Source organism: Microcystis sp. LEGE 08355, assembly GCF_015207185.1.
Lineage (GTDB): Bacteria > Cyanobacteriota > Cyanobacteriia > Cyanobacteriales > Microcystaceae > Microcystis > Microcystis panniformis.
In genome coordinates this window covers 1-25,373 of the sequence record NZ_JADEXI010000007.1, presented here as the reverse complement: position 1 = coordinate 25,373, position 25,373 = coordinate 1, and the positions used below count along the sequence as shown (strand labels likewise).

At 45.2% G+C, this 25,373-nt stretch carries 23 protein-coding genes and 2 pseudogenes; 15 read left to right on the top strand and 10 right to left on the bottom strand.

All coding sequences use genetic code 11. The features are described from left to right. The 3 genes from IQ242_RS00790 to IQ242_RS00780 all read right to left on the bottom strand — a co-directional run. A partial coding sequence (locus tag IQ242_RS00790; protein ID WP_193958686.1) for an LLM class flavin-dependent oxidoreductase occupies window positions 1-625 on the bottom strand: 625 nt, incomplete at its 3' end. 146 nt (window positions 626-771) lie between these two features. Further along, entirely contained in the window at window positions 772-2,790 is a 2,019-nt protein-coding gene (locus IQ242_RS00785; RefSeq protein ID WP_193958685.1) for a LysR family transcriptional regulator, read from the bottom strand. A 3-nt stretch (window positions 2,791-2,793) separates the two neighbouring features. Next, on the bottom strand, window positions 2,794-3,843 hold the full coding sequence (locus IQ242_RS00780; protein ID WP_193958684.1) for an LLM class flavin-dependent oxidoreductase: 1,050 nt from the start codon (window positions 3,841-3,843) through the stop codon (window positions 2,794-2,796). Between the two features lie 514 nt (window positions 3,844-4,357). On the opposite strand from IQ242_RS00780, the gene sfnG reads away from it, so the two are divergent. The 7 genes and pseudogenes from sfnG to IQ242_RS00745 all read left to right on the top strand — a co-directional run. Then, complete coding sequence (gene sfnG / locus IQ242_RS00775; RefSeq protein WP_002764575.1) at window positions 4,358-5,455, top strand: dimethylsulfone monooxygenase SfnG; 1,098 nt, start codon at window positions 4,358-4,360, stop codon at window positions 5,453-5,455. Window positions 5,456-5,489: 34 nt separating this feature from the next. Then, window positions 5,490-6,998, top strand: coding sequence for a sodium:solute symporter (locus IQ242_RS00770; protein WP_193958683.1), 1,509 nt, complete (start codon window positions 5,490-5,492; stop codon window positions 6,996-6,998). 20 nt (window positions 6,999-7,018) lie between these two features. Continuing rightward, on the top strand, window positions 7,019-7,534 hold the full coding sequence (locus tag IQ242_RS00765; RefSeq protein WP_193958682.1) for a hypothetical protein: 516 nt from the start codon (window positions 7,019-7,021) through the stop codon (window positions 7,532-7,534). Window positions 7,535-7,574: 40 nt separating this feature from the next. Then, complete coding sequence (locus IQ242_RS00760) at window positions 7,575-8,789, top strand: SfnB family sulfur acquisition oxidoreductase (RefSeq protein WP_193958681.1); 1,215 nt, start codon at window positions 7,575-7,577, stop codon at window positions 8,787-8,789. 78 nt (window positions 8,790-8,867) lie between these two features. After that, window positions 8,868-9,713, top strand: a complete 846-nt coding sequence (locus tag IQ242_RS00755; protein WP_228020740.1) for a hypothetical protein — start codon at window positions 8,868-8,870, stop codon at window positions 9,711-9,713. A 95-nt stretch (window positions 9,714-9,808) separates the two neighbouring features. After that, window positions 9,809-11,017 carry an RNA-guided endonuclease TnpB family protein gene (locus IQ242_RS00750; RefSeq protein ID WP_193958687.1) on the top strand — a complete coding sequence of 403 codons (1,209 nt, stop codon included), beginning with the start codon at window positions 9,809-9,811 and terminating at the stop codon, window positions 11,015-11,017. A 3-nt stretch (window positions 11,018-11,020) separates the two neighbouring features. Then, window positions 11,021-13,693 (top strand): annotated as a pseudogene (locus IQ242_RS00745) (N-6 DNA methylase); the annotation flags it as partial. A gap of 79 nt (window positions 13,694-13,772) precedes the next feature. On the opposite strand, the gene IQ242_RS00740 reads toward IQ242_RS00745, so the two are convergent. Next, window positions 13,773-14,234 (bottom strand): DUF29 domain-containing protein, encoded by a 462-nt coding sequence (locus tag IQ242_RS00740; RefSeq protein WP_002767353.1) that lies wholly within the window; start codon window positions 14,232-14,234, stop codon window positions 13,773-13,775. 333 nt (window positions 14,235-14,567) lie between these two features. On the opposite strand from IQ242_RS00740, the gene IQ242_RS00735 reads away from it, so the two are divergent. Beyond that, entirely contained in the window at window positions 14,568-14,909 is a 342-nt protein-coding gene (locus tag IQ242_RS00735) for a type II toxin-antitoxin system HicB family antitoxin (protein WP_002767352.1), read from the top strand. Window positions 14,910-15,046: 137 nt separating this feature from the next. Here the strand turns inward: IQ242_RS00735 and IQ242_RS00730 are convergent, their stop codons facing one another. Continuing rightward, complete coding sequence (locus IQ242_RS00730) at window positions 15,047-15,967, bottom strand: LysR substrate-binding domain-containing protein (RefSeq protein ID WP_193958680.1); 921 nt, start codon at window positions 15,965-15,967, stop codon at window positions 15,047-15,049. Window positions 15,968-16,113: 146 nt separating this feature from the next. Here IQ242_RS00730 and IQ242_RS00725 point away from each other — a divergent pair, with 146 nt between their 5' ends. Together IQ242_RS00725 and IQ242_RS00720 are read left to right on the top strand one after the other, a co-directional pair. Then, window positions 16,114-16,797: a cadmium resistance transporter gene (locus IQ242_RS00725; protein WP_193958679.1), complete on the top strand. Its 684-nt coding sequence runs from the start codon at window positions 16,114-16,116 to the stop codon at window positions 16,795-16,797. Window positions 16,798-17,126: 329 nt separating this feature from the next. After that, a complete protein-coding gene (locus IQ242_RS00720) occupies window positions 17,127-17,561 on the top strand; it encodes a YidH family protein (RefSeq protein WP_002762666.1) in 435 nt (144 codons plus the stop codon). Window positions 17,562-17,571: 10 nt separating this feature from the next. Here IQ242_RS00720 and IQ242_RS00715 read toward each other — a convergent pair whose 3' ends face one another. After that, window positions 17,572-18,369, bottom strand: a complete 798-nt coding sequence (locus IQ242_RS00715) for a sulfite exporter TauE/SafE family protein (RefSeq protein WP_193958678.1) — start codon at window positions 18,367-18,369, stop codon at window positions 17,572-17,574. 273 nt (window positions 18,370-18,642) lie between these two features. On the opposite strand from IQ242_RS00715, the gene IQ242_RS00710 reads away from it, so the two are divergent. After that, window positions 18,643-19,647, top strand: a complete 1,005-nt coding sequence (locus IQ242_RS00710; protein ID WP_193958677.1) for a sulfate/molybdate ABC transporter ATP-binding protein — start codon at window positions 18,643-18,645, stop codon at window positions 19,645-19,647. 130 nt (window positions 19,648-19,777) lie between these two features. Here IQ242_RS00710 and IQ242_RS00705 read toward each other — a convergent pair whose 3' ends face one another. Further along, window positions 19,778-20,317: a pentapeptide repeat-containing protein gene (locus tag IQ242_RS00705; protein WP_193958676.1), complete on the bottom strand. Its 540-nt coding sequence runs from the start codon at window positions 20,315-20,317 to the stop codon at window positions 19,778-19,780. Between the two features lie 374 nt (window positions 20,318-20,691). Here IQ242_RS00705 and IQ242_RS00700 point away from each other — a divergent pair, with 374 nt between their 5' ends. Beyond that, on the top strand, window positions 20,692-21,387 hold the full coding sequence (locus IQ242_RS00700) for a hypothetical protein (RefSeq protein WP_193958675.1): 696 nt from the start codon (window positions 20,692-20,694) through the stop codon (window positions 21,385-21,387). A gap of 138 nt (window positions 21,388-21,525) precedes the next feature. Beyond that, a complete protein-coding gene (locus IQ242_RS00695) occupies window positions 21,526-21,771 on the top strand; it encodes a hypothetical protein (RefSeq protein ID WP_049898451.1) in 246 nt (81 codons plus the stop codon). 71 nt (window positions 21,772-21,842) lie between these two features. On the opposite strand, the gene IQ242_RS00690 is transcribed toward IQ242_RS00695, so the two are convergent. Both IQ242_RS00690 and IQ242_RS00685 read right to left on the bottom strand, forming a co-directional pair. Then, a complete protein-coding gene (locus IQ242_RS00690; RefSeq protein ID WP_193958673.1) occupies window positions 21,843-22,241 on the bottom strand; it encodes a YidH family protein in 399 nt (132 codons plus the stop codon). Between the two features lie 71 nt (window positions 22,242-22,312). Next, the gene (locus IQ242_RS00685; protein ID WP_193958672.1) at window positions 22,313-23,119 is read right to left on the bottom strand and encodes a prohibitin family protein; all 807 of its coding nucleotides are present in this window, start codon (window positions 23,117-23,119) and stop codon (window positions 22,313-22,315) included. 642 nt (window positions 23,120-23,761) lie between these two features. On the opposite strand from IQ242_RS00685, the gene IQ242_RS00680 reads away from it, so the two are divergent. Both IQ242_RS00680 and IQ242_RS00675 read left to right on the top strand, forming a co-directional pair. Beyond that, window positions 23,762-24,727 carry an exosortase-dependent surface protein XDP2 gene (locus IQ242_RS00680; protein WP_193958671.1) on the top strand — a complete coding sequence of 322 codons (966 nt, stop codon included), beginning with the start codon at window positions 23,762-23,764 and terminating at the stop codon, window positions 24,725-24,727. A 160-nt stretch (window positions 24,728-24,887) separates the two neighbouring features. Further along, window positions 24,888-25,067: pseudogene (locus IQ242_RS00675) on the top strand (PLP-dependent transferase); the annotation flags it as partial. A gap of 39 nt (window positions 25,068-25,106) precedes the next feature. On the opposite strand, the gene IQ242_RS00670 reads toward IQ242_RS00675, so the two are convergent. Further along, window positions 25,107-25,373 (bottom strand): zinc ribbon domain-containing protein (locus IQ242_RS00670; RefSeq protein ID WP_193958670.1); only part of this gene is annotated, 267 nt, incomplete at its 5' end.

Here is a 25,373-nt window from a genome sequence, read left to right as displayed (position 1 = left end):
CGGTGATGATTTTTTCGGCCACCGCGGACGGGGGTTCGCCCCAGGTCAGATAGACATCAACGTGTTTAGCGGCGATCTCGTGGGCGATGGGCGAGGAGCCACCGAACCAAAGGGGTGGATGGGGCTTCTGTACGGGGGGAAACAGGACTTTTCCTCCCTCGATCCGCAGGTAATCGCCTTGAAAGTCCGTGTTCGGTTTCGATAATAGTTGTCGCCACACCGTTAGAAATTCATCGGTTAGACGGTAGCGATCATTATGGTTTAAATGTACGCCATCTCCCGCCAATTCCACTGGATCGCCTCCCGTGACGACGTTAATTAGTAAGCGCCCCTCGGAAAGGCGATCAAAAGTGGCCGCCATTCTCGCCGCCACCCCAGGAGAAACTAACCCCGGCCGCACCGCCACGAGAAAGCGCATCTGTCGCGTGTGCGTGACGAGGGTGGAAGCGACGATCCACGCGTCCTCGCAGGAACGCCCGGTCGGTAAAAGCGCACCCGTGTAGCCTAAATCGTCCACGGCACGGGCAATCTGCAACATATATGCGAAAGTAACGCTTCTCCCGCCGATCGCCGTTCCCAGATAACGTCCGTCGCCGTGGGTCGGGATAAACCAGAGTAATTGCATGGTCGGTATCCTTCGTGTAGAAATAATAACACATTAATTCTATCAAAATATTGTCTTTTAAAAAGTATCATCTGGAGGAAAATTTCTGTTACCATTCGCTCGGAATTTGACAGGTATAAACGGGTATCAAAGTATATCAAAAATTTTTATAGAACTTGAGCGTACCGATTCAATTTTTCCTCTGGAAAATAACCATTAGAGGGTTGGCTCGAAAAAGAAACCTGATGGAAATGGTAATCTAGTTCGAGTAAATTATAGACTAGCCGTAAAAAATAATCGTCCATCCAAAAATCTACGTCAAATAATGAGATACCGTATTGTCCATCTAACCTACGATTGAGGGTTTTTAATAGCCAAGACCATTGGGGTTTTAGGGTGGGATCGGTGTGGTTTCCAGAGGCAGGAGCGAAGAACTGAAATACCCGATCAGGACAAACCCATGTTACATCGTTTAACAACTTGATCGCTCTTGCGGAATCTGAATGAAACCAATGATTGGCGATTACCAAGTCGTGTAGGTAAGCGATAACAAGTTTGGGGTTTTCTTTGAGAAACCGCGAGCGACAAACAATGCCTCTAAGGGAAGGAATTCTTAAACCGAAATTTTGCTCTAGGGGTAATTTTTTGGCTGAAACGTATTCTTGAAAAATAGAAGTAAAAGTATCACAACATACATAGGCATCTATTTGCTTTTTTCTAAAGCTCATACTTGCCGTATGTGGATCTTCATTAACCAAGTGACAATCTCGACTAATCTCCAGTCCGTACAGGTTAAAAAGAGTGATAATAAATCGATGCGCGTTGGAACCAAATAAGGTGGAAATACGCTTGCCTCTTAGTTCTGGGACGGTGGCGATTGGAGAGTCTTTAGGAAGCAGAATCCTCAGATCTTCACCGAAAATATTATAAGAGGCAATCCCGATTAGTTTAGAACCGAAACTGAGATTGTTAAAAAACATAGTACCATTGTTTAAAAGAGAAATATCGTCTAAAATACAAATATCTAAATCTCCTCTTTTCATTTGTTGATTCATTTGTTCACCACAAGCGAATTCAACGATCTGTAAGGTAAAATTTCGATCAATCTCGATATTTTTCTGAAAAATTGGTTGTTCCTTGGACTCTCGCTGTAGATCGAAAACATATTTAACTCCATAGCTGGCGATAAACTGTCCGATCGAATCTCGTTGAATTCCAACTCTGAGTATATTTTCCGTTGGCAAAGTATCGCTGGCAAAAATAAGATTCGGTTGCGGGGAAATTGCTAAATCATCCTGATCGAGGCGAAAACTTCTAACCAAACTTTCTCCTAATATTAATAGCTCGCTAAAATGAGGGACGTGCAGATAGACTCCATATTCGTTGACATCCTGTATAGGTATTATTGATGCTGGATAATTAAAGAGTGAATTAAATTGGCAAAAATCAGGCAGGATAGTTGATTTATGGCTTTTTTGCACAGAATCGAGAAGTTCTTGATAACTTTCAATGATTCGTACATCCCTTAGATAGTTTAATACAACTTTATTTTTACAAAGCTCTTGATAAATTTCATCTAAAAGAACCAAGTCGGTTGGGTTTATATCTGAGATTTTAATCAATTTTTTGCCAGGAAATAGATCATTCTGACCGAAAGAAATCAGTTGGAAGCGGTGGGTAGTTAGTCTAGTACAATGATGTTTATCTTTATAAGCGGAGAAACTGTTGAGCAGAATATCAAGGTTTTTGGGCGAGGATTCGGCCAATAAACCTTGAGCGGATAGGGAAATCTCTTGAATATTTCGACCTGGAAAGCAAAGTCGAAATCGTCGCCAGTAATGTTTTAACCAGACTTCTAAAATTAAAGGGGTAGCACCGAGAATTAAGTCTTCTCCGTCGGCACTTAAGGTCAGATGAAACTCTCGTTGAAGGGTTTCCACGGTTTCTATCACCTGAAAGGTTTGAGAAATTAGCTTTCTCCCCTGATTGGTTAGTTTGATCGAGCCAGGGGAGCGATTAACCAGCAATACTCCAAAATAATCCTCTAATTGCTTGACTTTTTTGCTAATTAATGATTGACTATAGCCCAATTGATAGGCCGCTTTAGAAAAGCTACCAGAATCATCGACCGTCTTGAGAATTTTCAGGTGATTTAGGGTAATGTCTTCCGAGGTAATTCGACTCATAATTCACCGAGAAATTAAAGGATAGGGGTGTGCGTATCGATCGATCACCTGTTGATGAAAATAGAGAGCATCTTCCCGGGTGGATTCAAACTTGAAGATAATCAGGTCAACCCCGATAGATTCGTAGTCTCTCAAGCGACGGATCACCGTCTGTGGATCGCCGACAAATCGAGCCGAGAGGCCAAGATTTGCCTCGATCGTTTGACCGATATCTAGTTTATTGTGGGCTACTGCATTGGCATCGATTTGTTGTTGGAAATAACGAATTTTTCGAGTGTCGGCAGAGCGATAAATCTTGTCTAGTCTGGACTCGGCTTCGACCGTGGTAGGGCGGACAATGGCGAAAGCGCTCATCGCTACTTGAATCTGCCGTTGATAGCGATCGCTCGCCCAGCGTTTTACCTTCTCCACCAGCGCGGCCGTTTTTTCCACATCATCCGCATTAATAAAAAGATAATCCCCCAAACGAGCCGCTAGATCAATCGCTCGTTCCGATTCTCCCGCAATAAAAACGAGAGGAAGCGGTGTCGGTCGCTCGGCTAAAATGCCCTGGGTGATCGTGTAATATTTGCCCCGATAATTAAAATCGGCAGTCGTCCATAATCCCCGAATAATCTGAAGATATTCTTCTAATCTAGCATAGCGATCGCCGTGGGCGAGCCAAACATCACCGTAGCTTTCCACTTCTAGTTGCCACCACCCCGCGATCCCGCTCAAACCGAACCGGCCTCCACCGGGTTGATTCTGGAGAGCGGCACTTAGCTTGGCCACCACTGCGGGCAATTTAAACCCCGGTTGTACGGCCGTGACGATTTTAATCTCTTGGGTCGCTAAACTCACCGCGCCGGCCGTGAGCCAAGCGTCAGTTACGTCATGATCCGGCCCGTGTACCGCATTGAGATAGTGTTCGGGAATGTAGTAGAAATCATAGCCCACTCGATCGGCTTGAACGGCCAACTCGACCAGATCGGAAATCGACCAATTTCTCTCCGGGTTAATCACTCGCAACCATCCACCACAAACGGGTGCCCAAATTCCAAACTGAAGCGGCATAGGTGTTTTCCAATACCCACGAGGGAGACGTGTTTTTTAGGAGCCATCACTCTATCATGTTCCTTCCGCAGAAGCGTTATTTTTCCTTATACCGAAATTCCTCTTGTCTATCACGATTTGGAATATCAGGTATTGAGGTTCGATTGGAGTACCCCTGGAAGACGCACCGTATTCCAAAATGGCATAGAAAAAGTCAATCGGGGTGTATCAAACTACGACGTCATCCTTGAGTAGTGATTACACTGAAAGGCAATCAACTATATTTCGGTCGAATTACAGTAGTTCTCGGCTCCAGGCTTGAGAGAGAGCGAGTTTTGACCCCGATATAGGTAACTCGAATCTTGCTAGAAACAGCATTCTAAAGACTTGAGTTAGGGTGCTTGGCGATCGCTAAAAACGGGATCGCTCCTCCAGACGAACACGAAAGAGATCGTCCGAAATGACCGTGTACACTGGATTCTTGCGAACGGTGAAGCGGTCGAACCAATAGTTTCCATCACGGAGTAACCGAATCATGGTAGATATTAAGTTCGCTTACTGGGTTCCCAATGTTAGTGGCGGGTTAGTGGTGAGTAAAATCCCGCAAAACACCGATTGGACCTACGATTACAACGCTTGGCTGGCACAGACTGCCGAAGAAGTCGGGTTCGAGTACGCGTTAGCCCAAGCCCGATTCATCGCCAGCTACGGCGCGGAGTATCAACTAGAGGCCTTTGCCACCGTCGCCGCCCTAGCCCCCGTAACCAAGAAAATCACCCTAATCGCCGCCGTCCATCCCGGTTTATGGCATCCCGGGGTCGTCGCCAAAATCGGCTCGACGATCGATTTCATTTCCAAAGGTCGTTTCGCCCTCAACATCGTCAGTGGCTGGTTCAAGGGTGAATTCACCATCTATGGTGAACCTTGGCTCGATCACGATGAACGCTATCGACGCTCCGAGGAATTCATTCGCATCCTCAAGGGACTGTGGACAGAAGACGAATTCCACTTCAAAGGGGATTTTTATCGCATCAATGGCGGTTGGGTCAAACCCCGCCCCGTTAATAATCATCCCCATCCCGAAATCTTTCAGGGAGGTAACTCCAAAGCCGCCCGACAGATGGCCGGTCGGGTATCGGACTGGTATTTCATGAACGGCAACTCGATCGAGGGAGTCCGCGAACAGATCGAGGAAGTTTCCGCCCTTGCCCGTCAAGCCGGCCGTAGTATCAAGTTCGGTCTCAACGCCTTTATCCTCGTCCGTGATACCGAAAAAGAAGCCCACGAGGTACTGCGGGAGATTATCGCCAAAGCCGACAAAGAGGCCGTGCAAGGATTTGGCGAAGCAGTCAAACAAGCGGGTTCCGCCACCAGTGAAAAAGTGGGAATGTGGGCCAACTCTAACTTTGAAGATCTAGTACAGTACAACGATGGATTCCGTACCGGACTGATCGGCACAAAAGAACAGGTAGCGGAAAAAATCCAGCAGTTTCACGCCGTGGGGGTCGATTTGATTCTCGGTGGTTTCCTGCACTATACGGACGATTTACCCGCCTTCGGTCGCGAGGTGATCCCGCTCGTGCGGCAACTGGAATCCCGTCGTTCCCCCAGAGAAGAGTTCGCCCTGGTTTAAGCGAAAGAAAGAAATACACAAGGAGAAAATCGTAATGGAAGGGATTAGTCTCGCTCAGGCGGCTCCCCTTGGACCGATCGAGGGAATTGTCACCCTGATCGCGTTAGGTCTGGCTATGTTGATTGTTTCCTACTACGCTAAGTGGAAACTGGTAAAAAACACCCACGATTTTGTGATTGCTGGTCGCAAGCTGGGTTTAGGATTCGGGATTGCCGGCTTGCTTTCCGTCTGGACTTGGGTGATCGGGATTTTACTGCCGATCGGAGTCACCTTTAAGTACGGATTATCGGGCTTATTTTGGTTTACCGTCCCCAATGGTGCGGCGGTCATTGCCGTGATTCCCTTTGCCAAAAAGTTACGGCGATTGATGCCCCACGGTTATACCATCAGCGAGTTTATCTCCGCTCGTTACGCGGGAGCAAAATTGGCTCGCGTGGTCGTAGTCGCTGGTATCCTCTTCGGGGCGATCCAAATTGTCACAGTGAATCTCAAGGGAGCATCCCTGATGGTGGCCACGATCTTCGGTCTTCCGGAGGGGGTAGTCGCAACCATCTCCTCGATCGTCATTCTCCTGTACATCAGTTTAGGGGGACTCTGGGCATCCATGGCTACTTCTACCTTGATGTGTTTGCTGATTATGGTTCCCTCTGTCCTAGTCACCACAGCGGTCTTAGGCCAGGTGGGAGGGGCGGAAGCCGTGTGGCAGACCGTACAGAGTCAGGGCGGCGAACTTCTTTCGGTGACGCGACCAGATGCCTTCCAGAATTTCGGCTTAACCTTCGCCCTCGCGCTGATTACCGCCACGATCGCCGGACAGGAATTCTGGCAGGTGGCTTGGGGGATCAAAGAACGGGAATTAGGCAAAACCTTTTTCTGGGGTGGGGGACTCTACTATGTGGTCGCCCTCTGTCTAGGGGTGGTAGGGCTGGTGGGCATCGCGCTCAAGGTGGATCTGGCCCGGGATCTTGGCGGTGATCCCGCCGCCTTGGGTCCTTTTTTGGTTTCCCATTTAGGTTTGCCCGATTGGGTGATCTACCTGTTCGTGATCATTGTGCTGTCGGCCTGCTATTCCACCTGTGACGGCACATTGGCGGCGGTTAGTTCGGTTTCTGCGGTGGATGTGATCAAGCCCCTGTTCCCCGCTATTTCCGATCGCTCCCTCTTCGCTTGGACGCGGTTTTCGATGGTCTTAGCGGCGGGAATTTCGGTGGCGGTGGTGCTATCGGGAATCGATCTGGTGACGCTGGTACTGGGGACTTCCATCATCCGCGCCGCCGTTCTCGTACCCCTGGTACTGTCGATCATCTGGTCGCGAATGAATGCCACGGCCTTTACCGCCGGGACGATCATCGGTCTGATTGCCGGGGTTTTCGCCCTCGCCAAGTTCGGCGAGGAGATCGGTACCTATACGGTAGTCGCAGTCAGCACGATCGTCCCAATTGTGATTGCCTTGACCAATTCCCGACGCTTCGATTACAGCCAACTACGTCAGGCACAGGATCTATCCGAGATACCGGACACTTCTTCTGTCGCGCTGCGATAAGTTTTCACAGAATCACGATCATGAATAGTCTCTTGCAGATGATACCGCCCTCCTTGCGGACTTGGGCGAAGCGGCTCGGCTATTTCCTGGGCGGCACGATGCTCACGGTTTTCTATGCCGGAGCGGTTCCCGCCCAAAGTCTCCCTAGTCCTCCCCTAACTCAAAATCCCTATTCCCCGACCACCATTATCGCCGGTGTTATTGCCGCTATCATCACGATTTTCTTTCTGCGGGGAATGTATCTCGTGTTGACCTACGCTTCGGCAACCTATGGACTGGAAGAGGAGGAAGAAGAGGGGAATCTAGAAGGGAGCCAGGAAAACCATGCCTTACTCTATGGAGCCTTCGGTTGGATTATCGGTTCGGCTCTGATCATTACTTCCTACGGATTCGGCTGGAGGTTCTTGTATATCGGCCCGATCGTCTGTTTGCTCGGCCCTCTCGTTCCCATTTTCGCCATGAACCGCGATATCCAGAAATACCGGCAAGTTTTGGCCCGTAGGGCGAGATATCAGTCCTCTCGCTCTCTGTATTAAAAGCTAGGCCACTCTATCTCACAGTCTAGGAGTAGTAACCATGACCACGTTAGTAAATGTTGAAACGGAACCGACCGCCCATCTGATTCAAGATGATCAAGAAGCGATCGCTGTGGCCAAAGAACTGGCCGCAGAATTTCTCCAAGAGGATTCCCTCCGCGATCGCGAACGCCGTCTACCGGTGGAGGAGGTGAAAAAATTCTCGCAAAGCGGGCTATGGGGGATCATCGTTCCCAAGGAATACGGGGGTGCGGGCGTATCCTACGCCACCCTAGCGCAAGTGATCGCCATTATTGCCGAGGCGGATTCTAGTTTGGGACAGATTCCCCAGAATCACCTCTATATGGTGGAAGCGATCCGGCTCGACGGTACGGAGGAACAGAAGCGATTTTTCTTTGACTTGGTACTGCAAGGCAAACGGTTTGGGAACGCCTTCTCGGAGATCGGCACCAAGTCAGTGACGGACGTGCAAACCAAATTAACTCGATCGGGCGATGGCTACGTTCTCAACGGACGCAAGTATTACTCCGCCGGCGCCCTGCTGGCCGATTGGATTCCCACGATCGCCGCCGATGAGAACGGCAAGACGATCGTCGCCTTTGTGGAACGGGACGCGGAAGGCTTGACTCTGCTCGATGATTGGACGAGTTTCGGTCAACGCACCACCGCGAGCGGCACGACGATTCTCGAAAATGTTCGGGTGAAACCGGAACACGTCATCCCTCACTATCTAGCCTTTGAACGGGCGACCCCGATGGGTGCGGTGGCACAGATTATCCAAGCGGCGGTGGACGTGGGCATCGCCAAGGCCGCCCTGCGGGATACCCTGTATTTCGTCCGCAACCATACCCGTCCCTGGGTGGATAGTAACCAGGAGAAGGGTTTTGAAGATCCCCTGACTCTCTACAATCTGGGCAACGTGATCCTACAGATCCACGCGGCGGAAGCCCTACTACGGCGGGCCGGGGAATTTATCGATGCGGCCTATGAATCCGGGTTAGAGGAGGCGAAAGTAGTGGCATCCTCGATCGCCGTCGCCGAGGCCAAAGCGATCGCCACGGAAGCCTCCCTACTGGCCACCAATAAACTCTTTGAACTGGCCGGCACGAAGTCCACCCTAGAGGAATTTAACTACGATCGCCACTGGCGCAACGCTCGCGCCCACACCCTCCACGATCCGGTGCGCTGGAAATACTATGCGATCGGCAATTACTTCCTCAACGGTGCCAACCCGCCCCGCCATCCTTGGCTATAAGTCTGCGGGAGGAAGGGGAGCGCCCTCCCTCTCCTCCTGATTTCTACCTTCGATCGGTCACACTACTGTAGAGGAAATATGAGTGTTGCCCATCCGCTCCAGAAACGGAATATCTGGAAAAATCAACCCTTTAAGGGACTCTTGTTCATCGGCATTATCGCTGTGGTCAGTCTGGTTTTTGAACTGATCTTCACGGGCCTATTCGCTCTAGATGTAAACGAAAAATTAGTTTATATCACCCTCTGTTTTGTCTGGTGGTGGCATCTGGGTTTTTCCCTAAATGGCTATCCGGGTTCTCGATTTTTTTCCCATCGCTTCGGACGGGGAACCGTTAATTTAGCGATCTTGCTGCTGTTGGTCTATCTCACTGGAGAAGCGTGGAAATTTATCTTCACCCCCGCCCGTCTCACCGATACCCCCGTAGGTTTGTGGGGACAAACCGCAATTGTTGCCGCCTGTGCCAGTCTGTTCTTTTTCGATAACACGATCGTGGCTTCGGAAGAACTCCAAGACCGACATCCCAGCAGTGGATTTCTCAACATCTTTTTTGCCGTTTTTATGGTCGCTCCCGCCCTCACTTTTCTACCGCAGCTCTGGGGATTAAAACCGTTCTATATTCCTTGGTACTGGTATCCCCTCTCCACGGTATTCGGTAGTTTTTTCGAGCGCTGGCCCCTCGCTCAACTGGGCCTAACCATGCCGCGTCTGGGCTTTCGACCTACCGGGGCGGTATTATTTCTCACCCTCCTGATGGCGTTTTTTCTCCGGCTGGCGGGGATGGATTTATTCACCACGGCGACCGGGCCGACCTTCGCCGCCATCTGGACAACGGTGGGTTTGGGTTTACTCTGGCAATTCAATCTCTGGCCCTTTCAAGGACTTGCCCAACCGGCCAAGGGAATCATTACCGAAATTTTGGGTTAAAGCCCCGTCCTTTTAGGACGGCTTTTTAAACTATAGCTTGTTAACTTAACTTTTATTGTGCTATACTGATTTTATCTAAGTAACCCGTGCGTAAAATGTTTGTCTTAGAGTTTAAAGTTAAAGCTAAAACTCAACAGTATCAAGCCATAGACGATGCTATTCGTACTGCTCAATTCATCCGTAACAAATGTGTAAGGTTATGGATGGATACAAAAGGTACGGGTAAGAACGATTTATACCGATATTCTAAAGAATTAGCTCAGGACTTTAAATTTGCCGATGAACTTAATTCAACTGCTAGACAGGCAAGTGCTGAACGTGCTTGGAGTTCAATTAGTCGTTTTTACGACAACTGTAAACGTAAAGTATCAGGCAAAAAGGGGTATCCTCAATTTAAAAAATCTCGCTCTGTTGAATACAAACAATCAGGATGGAAGCTTCTTAGCCCTAAAACTGTTAAGTTCACTGACAAGAAAAACATTGGTGTTCTTAAGTTGGTAGGAACTTGGGATTTAGGGTACTTTCAAGAATCCGATATTAAACGGGTTAGGTTGATTCGGAGAGCGGACGGTTATTATTGTCAATTTGTCCTTTCTTGTGACGTTAAAGAAGATGTTAAACCATCAGGTAAGTGTATTGGTTTAGATGTAGGTTTGGCTTCTTTCTATACAGATCACAATGGCAACAAGGTTGATAATCCTCAATTCTTGAGAAAGTCTGAGAAACGATTAAAACGACTTCAAAGGCGATTATCTAAAAAGAAAAAGGGAAGTAAAAATCGTCAAAAAGCTAGACAAAGATTAGCTAAAGCTCACCTTAAAGTAAGTAGGCAACGTCAAGACTTTGCTGTGAAATTAGCAAGGTGCGTAGTTCACTCTAATGATGTGATAGCCTACGAGGATTTAAGAGTTAAGAACTTAGTCAAGAATCATTGTCTAGCTAAATCGATAAATGATGCGGCCTGGTATCAGTTTCGGGAATGGATAGAGTATTTTGGGGTTAAATTCGGCAAGATAACGATTGCTGTCTCACCGAATTATACAAGCCAAAACTGTTCAAACTGTGGTGAAACTGTCAAAAAATCTTTATCGACTAGAACCCATCAGTGCAAATGTGGATGTGTTTTGGATAGGGATGAAAACGCCGCAATCAACATCCTTAAAAGGGGACTAAGTACGGTAGGGCATACCGGAACCTTTGGGCTCGATCCAATAAACGCTTGGGGAGAGAATACCTCTACTTTTTCAGAAGCAATTCTGTCTAAGCAAGTAATCTCTGTGAACCAAGAATCCCCGTCTCTTTAGAGCGGGGAGTGTCAAGAAGGATTACTGGAATATCGCATCGTGATTGAGGGGGAATCGGTGCATCTGGAAAATGATCGGGGAGAAAGAAAAGCCACCGGTTCCTATTACACTCCCGATTATATTGTTAAATATATTGTCAGCCATACCCTCAAACCAATTTTAGAGCAAAGAGCGCGACAGTTCGGGGATGTGATGACAGAAATCGCCACCCGAAGACAAGAAAGCAGCGATAGACGTTTAGGAAATCTCAGTCAGCAGGGATTAGAAAAAGAGCTACAACGCTTAGAAAAAAAAGCGATCACCACCTTACTTGATCTTAAACTCTGTGACCCCGCCATGGGAAGCGGACATTTTTTAGTAGAAGCAGTGGACTATCTCACCGATGAGTTAATCCAGATTCTCAATCTTTATCCCGAAGATAATCCCGTTTTAACCATGTTGGAAACCACCCGACAAAACATTATCGACAATCTCCGACAACAGGGAATTATTCTCGATTCTCCCACCCTTGAACCAACGCAATTATTACAGAGAGTGGTGATGAAGCGCTGTATTTATGGGGTGGATATCAATCCGATGGCCGTAGAATTGGCCAAGGTTAGTCTCTGGTTACATTCTTTCACAGTGGGCGCACCTTTGAGTTTTTTGGATCATCATTTGCGTTGTGGTAATTCTCTGATCGGAACTACCGCCAAGGACGCAGAAGCCGCTATGATCGAGGAAGAAGGTGGTCAATTAACTCTTTTAACGGGCCCTTTTGTTGGGTTACTTCGGGCAGCAGAAATTATGCGGGGAATTAGTACCCTCAGCGATGCGACTTTTGCTGAAGTGGAAGCAAGCGAACAGTTATTCCGTGATTTTGATAGTCAAGCTAAACCCTACAAGCGTTTATTAGATGTTTTCCTCTCTCGCTTTTTTGGGGTTAAAACTGCTATCGAGTTTCTGCAGCGCTACGGGGGTAATATATCGGCAATTAATTGGGATAAGTTACCCCGTTCAGATCAAGGAATTTTAGACCAAGCAGCTAGTTTATATAAAAGTAAGCGTTTTTTTCATTGGGATCTGGAATTTCCTGAAGTTTTTATCGATCTTGATTCCGCTTCTTGGAAGGATAACCCCGGTTTTGATGCAGTAATCGGTAATCCTCCTTATGATGAATTGTCAGAAGAAGGGAAAATCGATGTTGATAATGACATAAAATATTTTAAATTAACTGCAAGATTTACCTATGGATTAGGCAACCGAATCAATATTTATAGACTTTTCATTTCTCAGGCTGTTTATTTGTTAAGGATTAATGGCAGACATGGATTTATTGTGCCATTATCTTTACTGGCAGATCAGTTTACATTGAAGCTAAGAAGGTATATTTTAGAAAACTTTCAAATAGATTTTATTGAACAATTTCCACAAAAGGATGATCCCAATGATCGAGTTTTTATTGATGCAAAATTATCGACTTGTATCTATACACTATGTAAAACTTATCCATGTGAAACCCACGAGATATGTGTAAGAAGTAATCCAGGTAAACTCATTTTAGAGCAATCACCAAGCTATAAAACACTACAAAGTAACTTTTTTGAGTTTGATCAAGATAATCTGTCAATTCCTATTTTAGATAATTCTTCTTGGGAACTTTTATTAAAACTGGCCAAAGATACGAATTTATCTAAGCTAGGAGAATATATAAAAGCTTCACCGGGAGAACTAATGATTAATAGTTCATTTAAACCTTATATCAGCGATAAAGAAAAAGGTGTAGAGGTCATTCGTGGATCGCACATTTCTAGATACGCAATTGTAGAACCTAAACAAGGAGAAGATATATATTTTAATCGGGAACTTTACTTATCAAAACATGGTGATAGTTTAAAAGCTTCCAGTTATAAAAATAAAAGAGTTGTTTATCAACGTTATGCCGCAATTGATAATTATCGAAGATTAATCGCTACAATCTTACCAGAGAACTATTTTTGTTCTCATACAACTGGCTATTTTTCTAGCATAGATGTTTATAGTCTAGGATTTATGGCAGCTTTAATGAACTCAAAATTTTTAGACTGGAGATTTAATTTAACTAGCACAAATAATAATATAAATGGTTATGAGTTAGAATCCTTATTAGTTCCTAAAATATCTTTTAACACCAATAGCAATCGCCGTCAACAGTGTTTAGAGAAACTTATCAAAAGTTATCAAGAAAAGCAAGAAATATTAAAAGAAATCGAGGAACATATTAGGAGAGAGGAAACCGATATAGTCCATGATATTCTGGCCTACTTAGCAGAACAAATGATCGAGATAAATCGGGAAAAACAAAAAGAAATCAAAAGCTTTTTAAGATATTTAGAGAGAATAATCGGCAGTGCGATCGATAATTTAACCAACAAATCAAAAATCCAAAACTATCTCGGTGACTACCAAAAAAGCGAACCTCATCTTAGCTGCGATCAACTGTGGGAGATACTGAAAAAGAACAAAAAGAAAATTACCGTTAACTTGTTAGATCGTCAAATACAGGAAACCTTAGAAAAAGAATATCAAACCAGTCTAGATAAACTTTTGCCCCTAAAACAACAATTAAGCGCCACCGATGAATTGATCGATCTAATTGTTTATAAACTCTATGGATTAAGCGAGGAAGAAATTAAAATTATTGAGGGGGGAGAGTAAAAAAAAAGAATCAGCTGCCCGCGTATTTAAATTACTTGTTGAGATACAGATACCCGTCGAGGTGGTATAACCGTTAAATTTACGACCAATCCTGACTCGTATCGCAGAGGAAATGGTCGGCCATGATGTCCTCGAAGGTGAAAGGACAGTGAGAGGGAAAAGTCCGTATCGGTAAATCCGTCTCGCGTAAAGCCAAATCGACTCCGGCCTCGAAAGCATCGGATAAAGCCGTCGGTATCCGGGATTTTAAACTAGGATTACCCTCTAGATGCCGTCTGATCCCTCGTCTCTGTTCTCTAATCGTCAAAAACCAGCTACGAGAACGTTTATCCGGCTGATATTCCCATTTGAGAAGATGTCCTACCAAAACGGTTAGACGGCTCACCAGTTCTCGATATTCTTGTTTACCCAAGGAAATGATTTCCTCCCGCAAGTTTTGCCAGTCCAGAGCTTCTACCTGTCGGTTGGCTAGAGCTTTCGCTTGTAGCTCTGTCCACCCGTAGAAGTCGGATTCATACAGGGAATTGGCTCGATCTTTCATATTGGAACTTTTATTGGAACTTTACCTATAATGTCGGCTGGAAGGAACCCTGGAGATGACAGGTTCCGCCAGTATAGAACAGCGAAGCACGATTTTACAAGTAAAGGGTTCAAACCAATCCTATTGATAGATTAAATAATACCGTAGAGAGTCTTCCTTTTTCTAAAAATACTGATATAATACGAAAAAAAGTTACTGAACCTTACTCAATGAACAAAAAGCAACAGCGAGTTCTGAATGCAATTAAGACAAGGATATAAGCCTCTTTTTAGAAAATGCTAATATCATTTAATTGCCTCAATTATTGATTATTTATTGAGAGAAACAAAAACTATGTACACCACAACTTATAAAGGATATACAGGTAAATTTGAAATTGACTTTGACGATAATCTGATCTCTGGAATCGTCATTGACATTAAAGATGTGATTACTTTTCACGGCAAAACTATTGAAGAAGCTGTACAGTGTTTTCATGAATCTGTTGATGACTATCTAGAATTTTGCCAAGAATTAGGAGAAGAACCCGATCAACCTTTTTCAGGAAAGCTACCTTATCAAACAACCCCCGAAATTCATCGTAAAATCTATTTAGCAGCAACTAAAAAAGGTAAAAGTATCAATGCTTGGATGGATGAGGTTCTTTCTCAGAAAGCCCAAGAACTTGTCGGCTAAAAATATTATAGATGACAATTTTTGAGAGTTAAAAGGAGAGATTTATATTACCTCGTTCCCCATCTCTTTTGCCAAAAATAATTTCCCCTACATAGCTTTATTTTTGCTCTAGTTAATTTTCGGTGATTGCTATCAGATTACAACATCTGCTCGAAAACTTGACAGACACGGGGTTGAAAGCGCTGACGGTGTTTTATTTTTAAAAAAGGGCGCGTAAATTCGAGATAGCGAGGGGACAAACCGGAAGTATCGATGACTCGAATCGATCGCAATGTGCCTAATTCTAATTCCTTTTGAACCATCAATTCGGAAATACCGGCAGCTGCCGAACTATTCTCGATGATTGCTTTCACCATTTCCCCCGTATTTAACAGCAAAGTCACCTTTAATGTGCGTAAATCGATACCCCAATTCTGTAACGCTTCCTCGAATCTTTGTTGAGTTCCCGATCCCGATTCTCGCATTACCCAAGGGGTTTCCACTAATTCGGGTAATTCGATCGCTTCTCTTTTATACCAGGGATGAGAACGTCCGACAATAATTAATAGGCGATCGCTGCCGACGATTTCCTGTTCTAAACAATGTGTTAAATCACTCTTGACTTCTCCCTCGATTAATGCTATGTCAAAACGTCCGTTAGCCGTACCCAGACAGATTTCTTCCGTATTAGCTAGGGTGCAGTTGATCTTAATTGCCGGATAGCGCTCCTGAAAATCGCTAATTTTTGCCGGCAGCCAATAGTTACCAATAGTCAAACTCGACCCTAATTGTAGTTCTCCCCGTTGCAAGTCGTTGAATTCCGCTAATCCCCTTTCTGTCAAAGTCACTTGGGTAAGAATGCGTTGCGCTTCTAATTGCAACAAACGTCCTGTTTCCGTGATCTCGATGTGACGACCGACGCGATGGAATAATTTCACCCCGTATTCATTTTCTAGGGAGGCAATGGCGGCACTGACGGCCGGTTGGGTGATATATAAAGCTTCTGCTGCTTTGGTGAAGTGGAGATGTTCGGCAGTCGCGAGAAAGATTTCTAGTTGATCTAGGGTCATTCTGGCCATGGCAAGGGGTTTTCCGTCTCTATTGGTCTTTCCATCATTTTAATTTATTAAATCAACAAGAAAGAATATTTGATTTTATTAATGGCTCTTTCTAGAGTAGAAGTAGGGCGATCGAGACCAGAAGAGCCGATTCAGAAAAAAATCCTATGACTACCATGATTACTGCCATATCCACAGCAATAGCGGCCTTTATTGCCACTAATCTCGATGACATCCTGATTTTGACGATTCTTTTTACCCAAGTCAATAAACTTTTTCGCCGTCGTCATATCGTTATCGGTCAGTATTTAGGCTTTATAATGCTGATTTTGGCGAGTTTAACTGGCTTTTTCGGGAGTTTCTTGATTCCGGCTCAGTGGATTCGTTTTCTCGGTCTTTTGCCGGTGATTGTCGGGATTCGGACTCTCTGGCAGCGAGAAGAAACCGAGACAGATAATCCTCTGGAGATGGCTGTAGAATCAGCACCGTCTTCTCCTTTGCTGGCCTGGTTTTCCCCTCAAACCGGTGCTGTGGCGGCAATTACCATCGCCAATGGCAGTGATAATATCGGGATTTATCTGCCGCTGTTCGCTAGTAATACCTGGCCAAATTTAGTCACTATCCTCAGCGTTTTTCTGATCTTGGTGGGTGTTTGGTGTTTTACTGCTCATCAGTTAACCCAATTACCGGCGATCGCTAATTTAATTACCAGTCACGGCAGCCACTTTGTCCCCTGTGTGTTGATCGGTTTGGGTGTATTTATAATCAAGGAAAGTCTTCCCCTGGCTTTCTTGGCCTTATCCTTGAGCTATGGATGGACGCTTCTCCAGCAGCAAGCAGAATCTATTTAGGGTTTGCGGCAAAAAGTTTTTCCTGGGGGCAGGGTGTAGGGTGTAGGGTGTAGGGTGTAGGGTTTTACCCATTTTCAGGGAAAAAGTCCAGGGATTTTCCCCCCGATCACTCCAATGGCCGGTACTTTTGGATTTCAAAAAGGTCTAAAAGTCTTATCGAACAATGTTTTTAGATTTATTCAGCAAACCCTATTTGATTTTTGATTCAATACAAATACATCTAAAAAGAGATTTTAGATTTTTTCCATACCATCCATAACTCAAGTGCCATAGAATAACATCATCTTCTCAAGCGATCAACTTGAAACCGACCCCTAGTCAACTCGATCATGTTATTTTTTCTCAAATCACCAGTGACGGAAAGCAAGACCAGCATTAAACCGAAAAAAGTCAATCCCAATCGAGTCCGCGATCATCTGGCCAATGAACGCACCTATCTGTCTTGGATGCGAACAGCGATCGCATTAATGGGTTTTGGTATGGTTATCCTGCGTTTACGGGCCTTTCATCCTCCTCTGGTTCCCCGGCCAGGTTACGGTTGGAAATTGGGCTTAATGTTTGCTTTAGTGGGTTTATTGACCGTATTTTTGACCACAGCCCATTATTTTACAGTCAGACGAGATATAGATGAAGATACCTACGAACCAGCCGATCGATGGGTGCTACTATTTAGTTTAGCGATCGTTATTCTCGGTGCGGGAATTATCTATTTTGTCGCCACCAGTCCCGATCTGTTGATGGGTAGTATGATGACCTTCGAGTGAACTCTGGGGATTAGGTGGGTTGGAGTAGGCGCCAACTGACCGTGACTAGAACCGTATAAAGCAGTATTTTTAGGGCATTTTTGGGGAAATATTCCGATAATCTTGCTCCCAGTACTACCCCCGGTATCCCACCCAACCAGATGGGAAGTACCAGATTCCAGTCTACTGTTCCTAATCCCAGATGACCGATGGAAGTACAGGTTAAGAGGATGGACGCTTGCGATAGATCTGTGCCGACTAATTTGCGAGAATCAAGGTGAAAAAAGGTCATCAAGACCAATGCAAACAAGGAACCACTGGAAATACTGGTTAAACCGACTAAATAGCCTAAAACTGCCCCTAATACGGTTGTTTTTATCTGGCCCGATCGAGTGGTTAAATCTAATTTTGGCCAGGACCAAGGGGACAAATCGGGAAAAAATAGGGAGATTAGTAGTTCCAGGGCCGCTAGGACAGTCACGATCATCAAGACAAGACCGATGATAGGAGGCAACCATTGATCGAGATTGAGAGAGCTATTCTGCTGAAAATAGCGAAAACCGACTAATCCTAACAGAGAACCGGGTACACTGCCAATTACTAGCCATTTTACCACTTCTAACTCGATCGTTTGCTGTTGCCAGTGACGAACGGTGCCGACCACTTTCATCAACCCGGCCGCGACCACATCGGAACCCACTGCGGTGGTAGCGGGAACCTGAAATACAAAGATCAATAGGGGTGTAATCAAGGATGAACCGCCAATTCCCGTTAATCCCACGATAATTCCGATAAAAAAGCTAAATATTGTCAATAAAGAATAGTCCATTTTTGCCTCAGTCGTCTCTCTTCTCCAGTGCGTTTCTGGTGGTTAAGGGACAAAATTAGTTAATTAAGCCTTTAAAAGAGTAAAAAACAGTAATAGTAAGCTTTTATCGCTGTTTAATCTTTTAGTCTCTGTTCATAACCAGTAATCTCCCGAATCGAAACTTAATTTTCTAGCTGTCTTGTAAAATGTGAGTGTATTTTAATACGACTGCGATTGAATCATGGTTAAAATACAGTCAAGCCCTATACATTTTTTGCCAGAGGATTAGCCACCGTGAGTATCATCATCGAGCAAGTATCGAAAAAATTCGGCACCTTTACCGCTTTAGACAACATCAACCTAGAGATCAAATCGAATCGTCTGGTGGCACTGCTGGGGCCGTCTGGTTCAGGAAAAACCACCCTCCTGAGAGCGATCGCAGGATTAGAACCCCCCGACACAGGCAAAATTATCATCAACGGCAAAGACACAACCAATTTAAATGTCAGAAAAAGGAATATTGGCTTTGTTTTTCAGCATTATGCGCTTTTTAAACACCTGACGGTGCGTCAGAATATCGCTTTCGGTTTAAATATTCGCAAAGCTACCCCCGACTATATTCAAAAACGAGTGGACAGTCTCTTGAGTTTAATTCAATTGCAGGGATTAGGCGATCGCTATCCGGCCCAACTATCCGGGGGTCAACGTCAACGGGTTGCCCTGGCCCGGGCCTTAGCGGTGGAACCGGAAGTATTATTATTAGATGAGCCTTTTGGGGCCTTGGATGCCAAAGTTAGAAAAGAGCTACGAGTTTGGTTGCGACAGTTACACGAGGAGGTCCATGTCACCAGTGTTTTTGTCACCCACGACCAAGAGGAAGCCATGGAAGTGGCCGACGAGATCGTAATTTTCAATGAGGGTAAAATCGAACAGGTGGGAACTCCCGATCAGGTGTACGATCATCCTGCCTCTGCTTTTGTGATGAGTTTTATCGGCCGGGTGAATGTTTTACCACCGACCTCGGCTGCACTCTTCGAGCAGCTTGGGGGGGGTACTAACGGAGTCAAGATTTTTATTCGTCCCCACGACCTGGAAATTCTCTCTTCTCCCAATGGGTCTAGCATTGCGGCAAAAGTCGAGCGCATTATCCATCTGGGTTGGGCCATCGATGTGGAATTAATTCTACCGGATCGCTCTCTCCTGATTGCCCATCTGAATCGAGAACAACTGGCTCAACTGCACCTCCAAGTCGGGGAGCAAGTTTATGTTCGTCCTCGGGATGCTCGCGTTTTTGCTTAAAAGTAAGGACGTTGCTGATTTGAGGTCTGAATCTTCTTTTGTGGGATTTTTCAAACCTAGACCCAAACTAACTTTTGTACGGGAACCTACAAGGCCGGCATTCATACCTTATTCAGCAACGCCAACTTTTTTAGAATAGATTGGGATCGACACCGATCGCCCCTTCACCGTCCGCATCTTGTAGGTTAGCACCGTCTAGCCGAGCATTAGTGAGATTGGCCTTCTCTAAGTCAGCTTTTTGCAGATTGGCGTTGGTTAAGTTTGCTCCTTGCAGGTTAGCTTTTTCTAAATCTGCACCTAAGAGATTGGCCCCGCTTAAATCGGCTCCCGCTAGGAGAGTTTTGCCGAGGTCGGCTCCCCGGAGGTCAGTCCCTTTGAGGTTAGCACCCTCTAGGTTAGTTCTTTCTAGATCCGCTTGACTGAGGTTTGCTCCTTCTAGATTGGCCGAGGACAAGTTTAAATCTTTGAGGCTAATTCCGTTAAAGTCACAACCGACACAGGCGTTAGTTTCCTGTAGTTTTTGCAGATTATCGGCGGCAGCTGGCTCGACCAGAGTAATTTTTGCCGGTGCGCCGCCAGTGGGGGTAACGGCCCTAGCGATGGCAGGGTGGAAGCAAGAAAAAACTGTGATTAGCAATAGACAGAAGGCTGTCAGTAGCTTCGGTTTCATCGTTTTTGATCTCCTTGAGTGATCTTTTTGAGTCTCTGTTTTCACTCTAGGCAATGGCTTTAATAAAAACAAATATTCTTTGTTTTCAAATCCATAAATTCCCTTTATGCAAAGCTGGGAAACCCCCTCGCCCTTTCATCACTTTTATTTATTAAAACGACAATTAAGAATATTTGCTTTTATGCTTGTCCCCTACCTAAGATGATAGTGTCTGGCCAAAATCCTAGGGAAGGAGAGTGTTGTCAGCAATCTCACCCTCGATCGCAAGCTCAAGAACTTGACCTTAAATTTATACCGACAAAAAAATAGTCAAGAATCCTAGCAGGAAATACCAAGACGCATCTACAACGTCATAAAAGTAAAAATATAATTATATGTCCCCTCAAATTCTCGATATAGCTGAAAATCTCTCTCTAACCACTTGCGGCACTATTCTCACCCTGGCAGTCTTAGAAACCATTCTATCGGCCGATAATGCCGTCGCCCTAGCGGCTTTGGTGCGAGAACTTCCCGACCCCAGACAACAACGCCAAGCTTTAAACTGGGGATTAGCCGGGGCATTTGTGTTAAGAGTTGCCATGTTAGTCAGTGCCAGTTGGACAGTTAAATTCTGGCAGGTGGAGGTACTGGGTGCTATTTATCTGCTCTGGTTAGCGGGTAAGCATTTTTGGCAGAAATTTTTAGATATAGACATAGAAGACCAAAATTTTGCCCCTAATCTCGCCATAGAATCTTTTGGCCGTGTTATTGTTCTGATTGCTTTTACAGATATGGCTTTTTCCCTCGATAGTGTGACAACAGCGATCGCCTTAGCAGACCAATTCTGGATTCTCCTGACTGGTGGTATTTTGGGAATGTTAGCCCTACGATTTTTAACCGGTTTATTTGTTAAGTGGTTAGCTGAGTTTGTTTACCTACAAGATGCGGCCTATCTGACGGTTTTAGCGGTAGGGGGAAGATTGTTGTTAAAAGCTTGCCAACCAACCTATTTACCGCCAGAGTGGATGGTATTAATGATGGTGGCCGTCTCCTTAAGTTGGGGCTTTTCTAAGCGTGTTGTGGTGGAATAGTTCTAGCAGCAAGGGATTTTCTCAATTTTTTAGGAGCGTGTCAATCGTTATACTCCGGGAGGATGGGCGACTGTGACATAATTTGGGACTAGGTACGGTAAGAGTCGCTAGTGAACCCCGTTAGCCTTGGAGATTTCCTTGCTAGACACCATTTCCACCCTATCCCCAAAACTAACAGCGATCGAATCCACGGGAAATCCTCTCCCGAAAGTTGCTACTTGTTCCTCCACCTGTCGTTACTGTCGGTTTTATAAGTTTCAGGGGAGAGGAAACGGCTATTGTCAACGCTTGGGAGTACCTGTCCACAGTCATTGGCGCGCCTGTCCTTTGATTTGTCCACCTTTTGCCCCTTCTTGGGAAAGGTCGGAAAATGGGCAATTCTAAGTATTTATCTGGATTTTACTACCTGTATCGAGCAATTTTCTCCCCATCCCGCTCCGTGCGAGGATGGGGTTTTAATCGAAACCGATGCTTTCCACTCCACCGCTATCGGGACTGGTGGCGACAAAATAGAGAATTCCTGACCCCAGACAAGCGATCGCTATACTAAAGCAAATAATCCAGACTTGAGCAGGTTCGTAGCTATTATTATCGATCGCTCGACGGATGAGAAAATAGTGGCGCGTGGCGATGACAACGGTTAATAATCCCACCATAGCGAAGACAAAACCCAACAACCAACCTAGTCCTAGAGATGACGAAGATGCTGTTCGTAAACGCAAAATGACCAGACCAAAACCCATCAAAGCGATCGAGGCGCGCATCCAAGACAGATAGGTGCGTTCGTTGGCCGAATGATCTCGCCAGTAATCAGGGTTAAATTTCTGCTTTGTCTTTCGGGATTTAAACAGCATAGAGGAGTTCCTCGCAGTGAACTTCAATAAAATCAAGTATTCGTTCTTATGGTTTTAATAAATTGTTTTTATCATCTAGTCTTTCGCTTATCTTTAACCAATTCAAGGGACTTAAGCAGATTATCATCCATAAATAGGGGGAGTTTACCGTCCCATCTTTCGATCGCTTTGTTCTGTAAAACTTCTGGACTTAAGGAATCTTGGAGAATGCGATGAGCTGCCGCCTCTCCTTTAGCCAGATTGATTTTTACTTCCGATTCTTTCAGAGCTTTCAACACCATAAAACCGGCTTTTTTAGCTTCCTGTTCGGCAATTTGTTTGGCTTCCACCGCATCGGTAAAGCGCTCGGAAAAATTGACATGAACCAAAGAAATATCATCGACACCGATATGATAATTTTTCAGTCTTTCGCTCAAACGAATATCTACTTCTCCTTTCACCTCCTCCCGTTTAGTAATTAATTCTTCGGCGGTATATTTAGCCATAACTGCCTTGAGAATTTCCTCCACTGCCGGATCGATCACTCGTTCGATGACAGCCGCTTCATCGCCAATTTGTTGAAAAATAGTATTAACTTCTGATGCTAAAATATGCCAATTCAGGGCCACATCTGTAAATACTTCCTGTAGGTCTTTGGAGGAAGCTTCGGCCGCTATCTGTTGTTTTTGGATTCTCACACTTAGTTTTTTCACCGTGTTAACAACGGGAATAATCCCGTGAATACCCTCATTAAGTATTTTATCCTGTACTTGACCAAAGAACATTAAAACTCCTCTTTCTCCCGCATTGACAATCACGAAGGGATTAAAAATAATCGCCAAAATTAATAACAAAAAAAAGAGATTGCTTGGTCTAGCAAAAAGGCGAATTTTGAGCATTTTAATTGGTAATAGAGATAGTTTATGGGATTACAAATCAATAAAATGGCTGATTTTATCTATTTTAATAATTTTAGCAACTAGAAATAAAGGTAAACTTTGTTCTATATTATTTAGATAAATTCAGATTTACTCTCGTTATTTTTTCGTTTTGGCTGATAAAAGATCGTGAAATAATTGTTTATTTTTAGTTATCATATTCGCCGCTTAAATGTTTTAGTAATCATGAATTAAAACGAGCATCTCGTTAGTTGTTGACCCAAAAAGCATTTATTTATTCAAGAAAGCAATCGGGGTTATCCAGAAGCAATTATAACAAAATTTCCCTTGTCTTAAATGGTACATTCTCATTTCACCAGTCTAGCTGGTACTTTCTTTTGTAAGTAGGTAGATGTTAAAAATTGTCAGATGACCCCCTTATTAAGGGGGGATCGGCACCCCCTGATCAAGGGGGGATTAAGGGGATTAGAACCACTTACTTAGCAATTACCTTAACACAATCTAGTTTCGGCATAAAAGATATTTTGTATAAAGGATATCTCGATAAATTGACTCGCAGAAATGGCTATGGTAGAACCCTAAATACAGTAAACGGATAAGCCTACTGTACTTAATTCCATTCCCTAACGAGGTAATTTATCGATGAGTCATCTTTTCACGCAGTCGCAGCACCTCGCCGCTCTTTTCAAAATCGCCGCCACGATGACCGGAGTGGCCTTAGCTCTAACGACTGGAACACCCGCGCGCGCGGCGGGTTTTCTCCCCTTTTCCTTTCAAACCAACGTTACCGCGAGTCCGGACCTAACCGGAAATCCTAATCTTCTCAACGATCCCACTAGAGATGTCCGTCTCGATTCGGTGGTTTTCAACGGTTTAACGGTCAGTCAGTTTGATCTGGTCAATGCGGGTCGGGTTATCCGCAACGATACCGCCGACGTTACCGTGGGGGGAATCACATATACTAACGGAATTCTCCACACGGGTTACGGACCGAACACGACTAGCGATCCCCTGGTCGGGGAGGGTCCAGGGAAACCGAACCCCACCGACGCGGATATCGCCGCCAGTTTGGGCAATTTAAACCTGAATAGTCTCCTCGTAACCCGTGAGAACGCCGATACTGCAATTATCGAGGTTTCTTTCGCCCGACCGGTGAATACGTTCTTTTTCTGGGAACGGGGGGGAACGCCGGGGGGAGCCGTTGCGGGGGATAGCGATTTACTGGTGGAAGCGATCGCGGACGATGGAACGACGGTCTTAGCCAGTTATAAAATTTTACGCGCGAACTACACGAAAGCGGACTATAACATCAGCACGATCGTTCCTCCCGTCCTCAACAACGGCCCGTTCAATATTGGTTCGATCGGGATTCGGCTCGACGGTATCCGCGCGCGAACTCTGCGCTTAACTAGCGAGCGCAATAACGATCCCCAACGTTTGAACGGAGTCGGCGATAACGGGCCAGATTTCAAAGTAATCGCCGCCGATGTCAAGGTTCCCGAACCTAATGTCGTGTTCGCCACCCTACTCGCAGGAAGTCTTGGAATCTTTGTGAAACGAGGCAAGGATCGTTCTACTCGCAGTAGGATAGGAAGTGAATGCTTTTAATGCTGTTTAAATGCTATCGACCAGCGAACTGTCATTCATGAAAAAATAGCGATAAATGGGTTAAAACCCTCTATTTATCCATTATTAAGGAGATAATCACCCTTTTTCCTTGATCGCACAGATCGAGGAATTTGCCCTTTATTTTCGTCCGTGAGCGCCCATGTCTGACCGTTATCGTTTCGAGACGCTGCAAGTACACGCCGGCCAGGAACCTGCCCCCGGAACCAACGCCCGTGCCGTTCCCATCTATCAAACCACCTCCTACGTTTTTAACGATGCCGACCACGGGGCCCGACTGTTTGCCCTGGAAGAGTTCGGTAACATCTACACCAGGATCTTGACATCCTCACCGCCGTAAACGGACGGTGATTCCCAAACCTCACGATTTGGGTTTCTGCTTCTTTCCCTTGCGGGGTTCCGCACCTGCCTTAACAGATTTACTCTGTTCTGGTCTTATGGTCGCTCTACAGACTGACACCGCAAGCCCTGCGGCCAAAATATTTTTACTAGCGTTAACATCTCGGTCATGGTGTGTCCCACAGTCTGGACAATCCCATTCTCGAACATTTAACGGCATCTTTTCGACAATATGCCCGCAATTACTACACCTTTTAGAGCTAGGAAACCATCTATCTATTTCGATGTA

Coding starts and splice junctions, on each gene's coding strand:
- IQ242_RS00730 (WP_193958680.1), bottom strand. CDS start 15,967: ATGGCCAGAATGACCCTAGATCAACTAGAAATCTTTCTCGCGACTGCC.
- IQ242_RS00700 (WP_193958675.1), top strand. CDS start 20,692: ATGTCCCCTCAAATTCTCGATATAGCTGAAAATCTCTCTCTAACCACT.
- IQ242_RS00785 (WP_193958685.1), bottom strand. CDS start 2,790: ATGAGTCGAATTACCTCGGAAGACATTACCCTAAATCACCTGAAAATT.
- IQ242_RS00740 (WP_002767353.1), bottom strand. CDS start 14,234: ATGAAAGATCGAGCCAATTCCCTGTATGAATCCGACTTCTACGGGTGG.
- sfnG (WP_002764575.1), top strand. CDS start 4,358: ATGGTAGATATTAAGTTCGCTTACTGGGTTCCCAATGTTAGTGGCGGG.
- IQ242_RS00680 (WP_193958671.1), top strand. CDS start 23,762: ATGAGTCATCTTTTCACGCAGTCGCAGCACCTCGCCGCTCTTTTCAAA.
- IQ242_RS00780 (WP_193958684.1), bottom strand. CDS start 3,843: ATGCCGCTTCAGTTTGGAATTTGGGCACCCGTTTGTGGTGGATGGTTG.
- IQ242_RS00685 (WP_193958672.1), bottom strand. CDS start 23,119: ATGCTCAAAATTCGCCTTTTTGCTAGACCAAGCAATCTCTTTTTTTTG.
- IQ242_RS00725 (WP_193958679.1), top strand. CDS start 16,114: ATGACTACCATGATTACTGCCATATCCACAGCAATAGCGGCCTTTATT.
- IQ242_RS00770 (WP_193958683.1), top strand. CDS start 5,490: ATGGAAGGGATTAGTCTCGCTCAGGCGGCTCCCCTTGGACCGATCGAG.
- IQ242_RS00690 (WP_193958673.1), bottom strand. CDS start 22,241: ATGCTGTTTAAATCCCGAAAGACAAAGCAGAAATTTAACCCTGATTAC.
- IQ242_RS00760 (WP_193958681.1), top strand. CDS start 7,575: ATGACCACGTTAGTAAATGTTGAAACGGAACCGACCGCCCATCTGATT.
- IQ242_RS00735 (WP_002767352.1), top strand. CDS start 14,568: ATGTACACCACAACTTATAAAGGATATACAGGTAAATTTGAAATTGAC.
- IQ242_RS00755 (WP_228020740.1), top strand. CDS start 8,868: ATGAGTGTTGCCCATCCGCTCCAGAAACGGAATATCTGGAAAAATCAA.
- IQ242_RS00720 (WP_002762666.1), top strand. CDS start 17,127: ATGTTATTTTTTCTCAAATCACCAGTGACGGAAAGCAAGACCAGCATT.
- IQ242_RS00705 (WP_193958676.1), bottom strand. CDS start 20,317: ATGAAACCGAAGCTACTGACAGCCTTCTGTCTATTGCTAATCACAGTT.
- IQ242_RS00750 (WP_193958687.1), top strand. CDS start 9,809: ATGTTTGTCTTAGAGTTTAAAGTTAAAGCTAAAACTCAACAGTATCAA.
- IQ242_RS00765 (WP_193958682.1), top strand. CDS start 7,019: ATGAATAGTCTCTTGCAGATGATACCGCCCTCCTTGCGGACTTGGGCG.
- IQ242_RS00715 (WP_193958678.1), bottom strand. CDS start 18,369: ATGGACTATTCTTTATTGACAATATTTAGCTTTTTTATCGGAATTATC.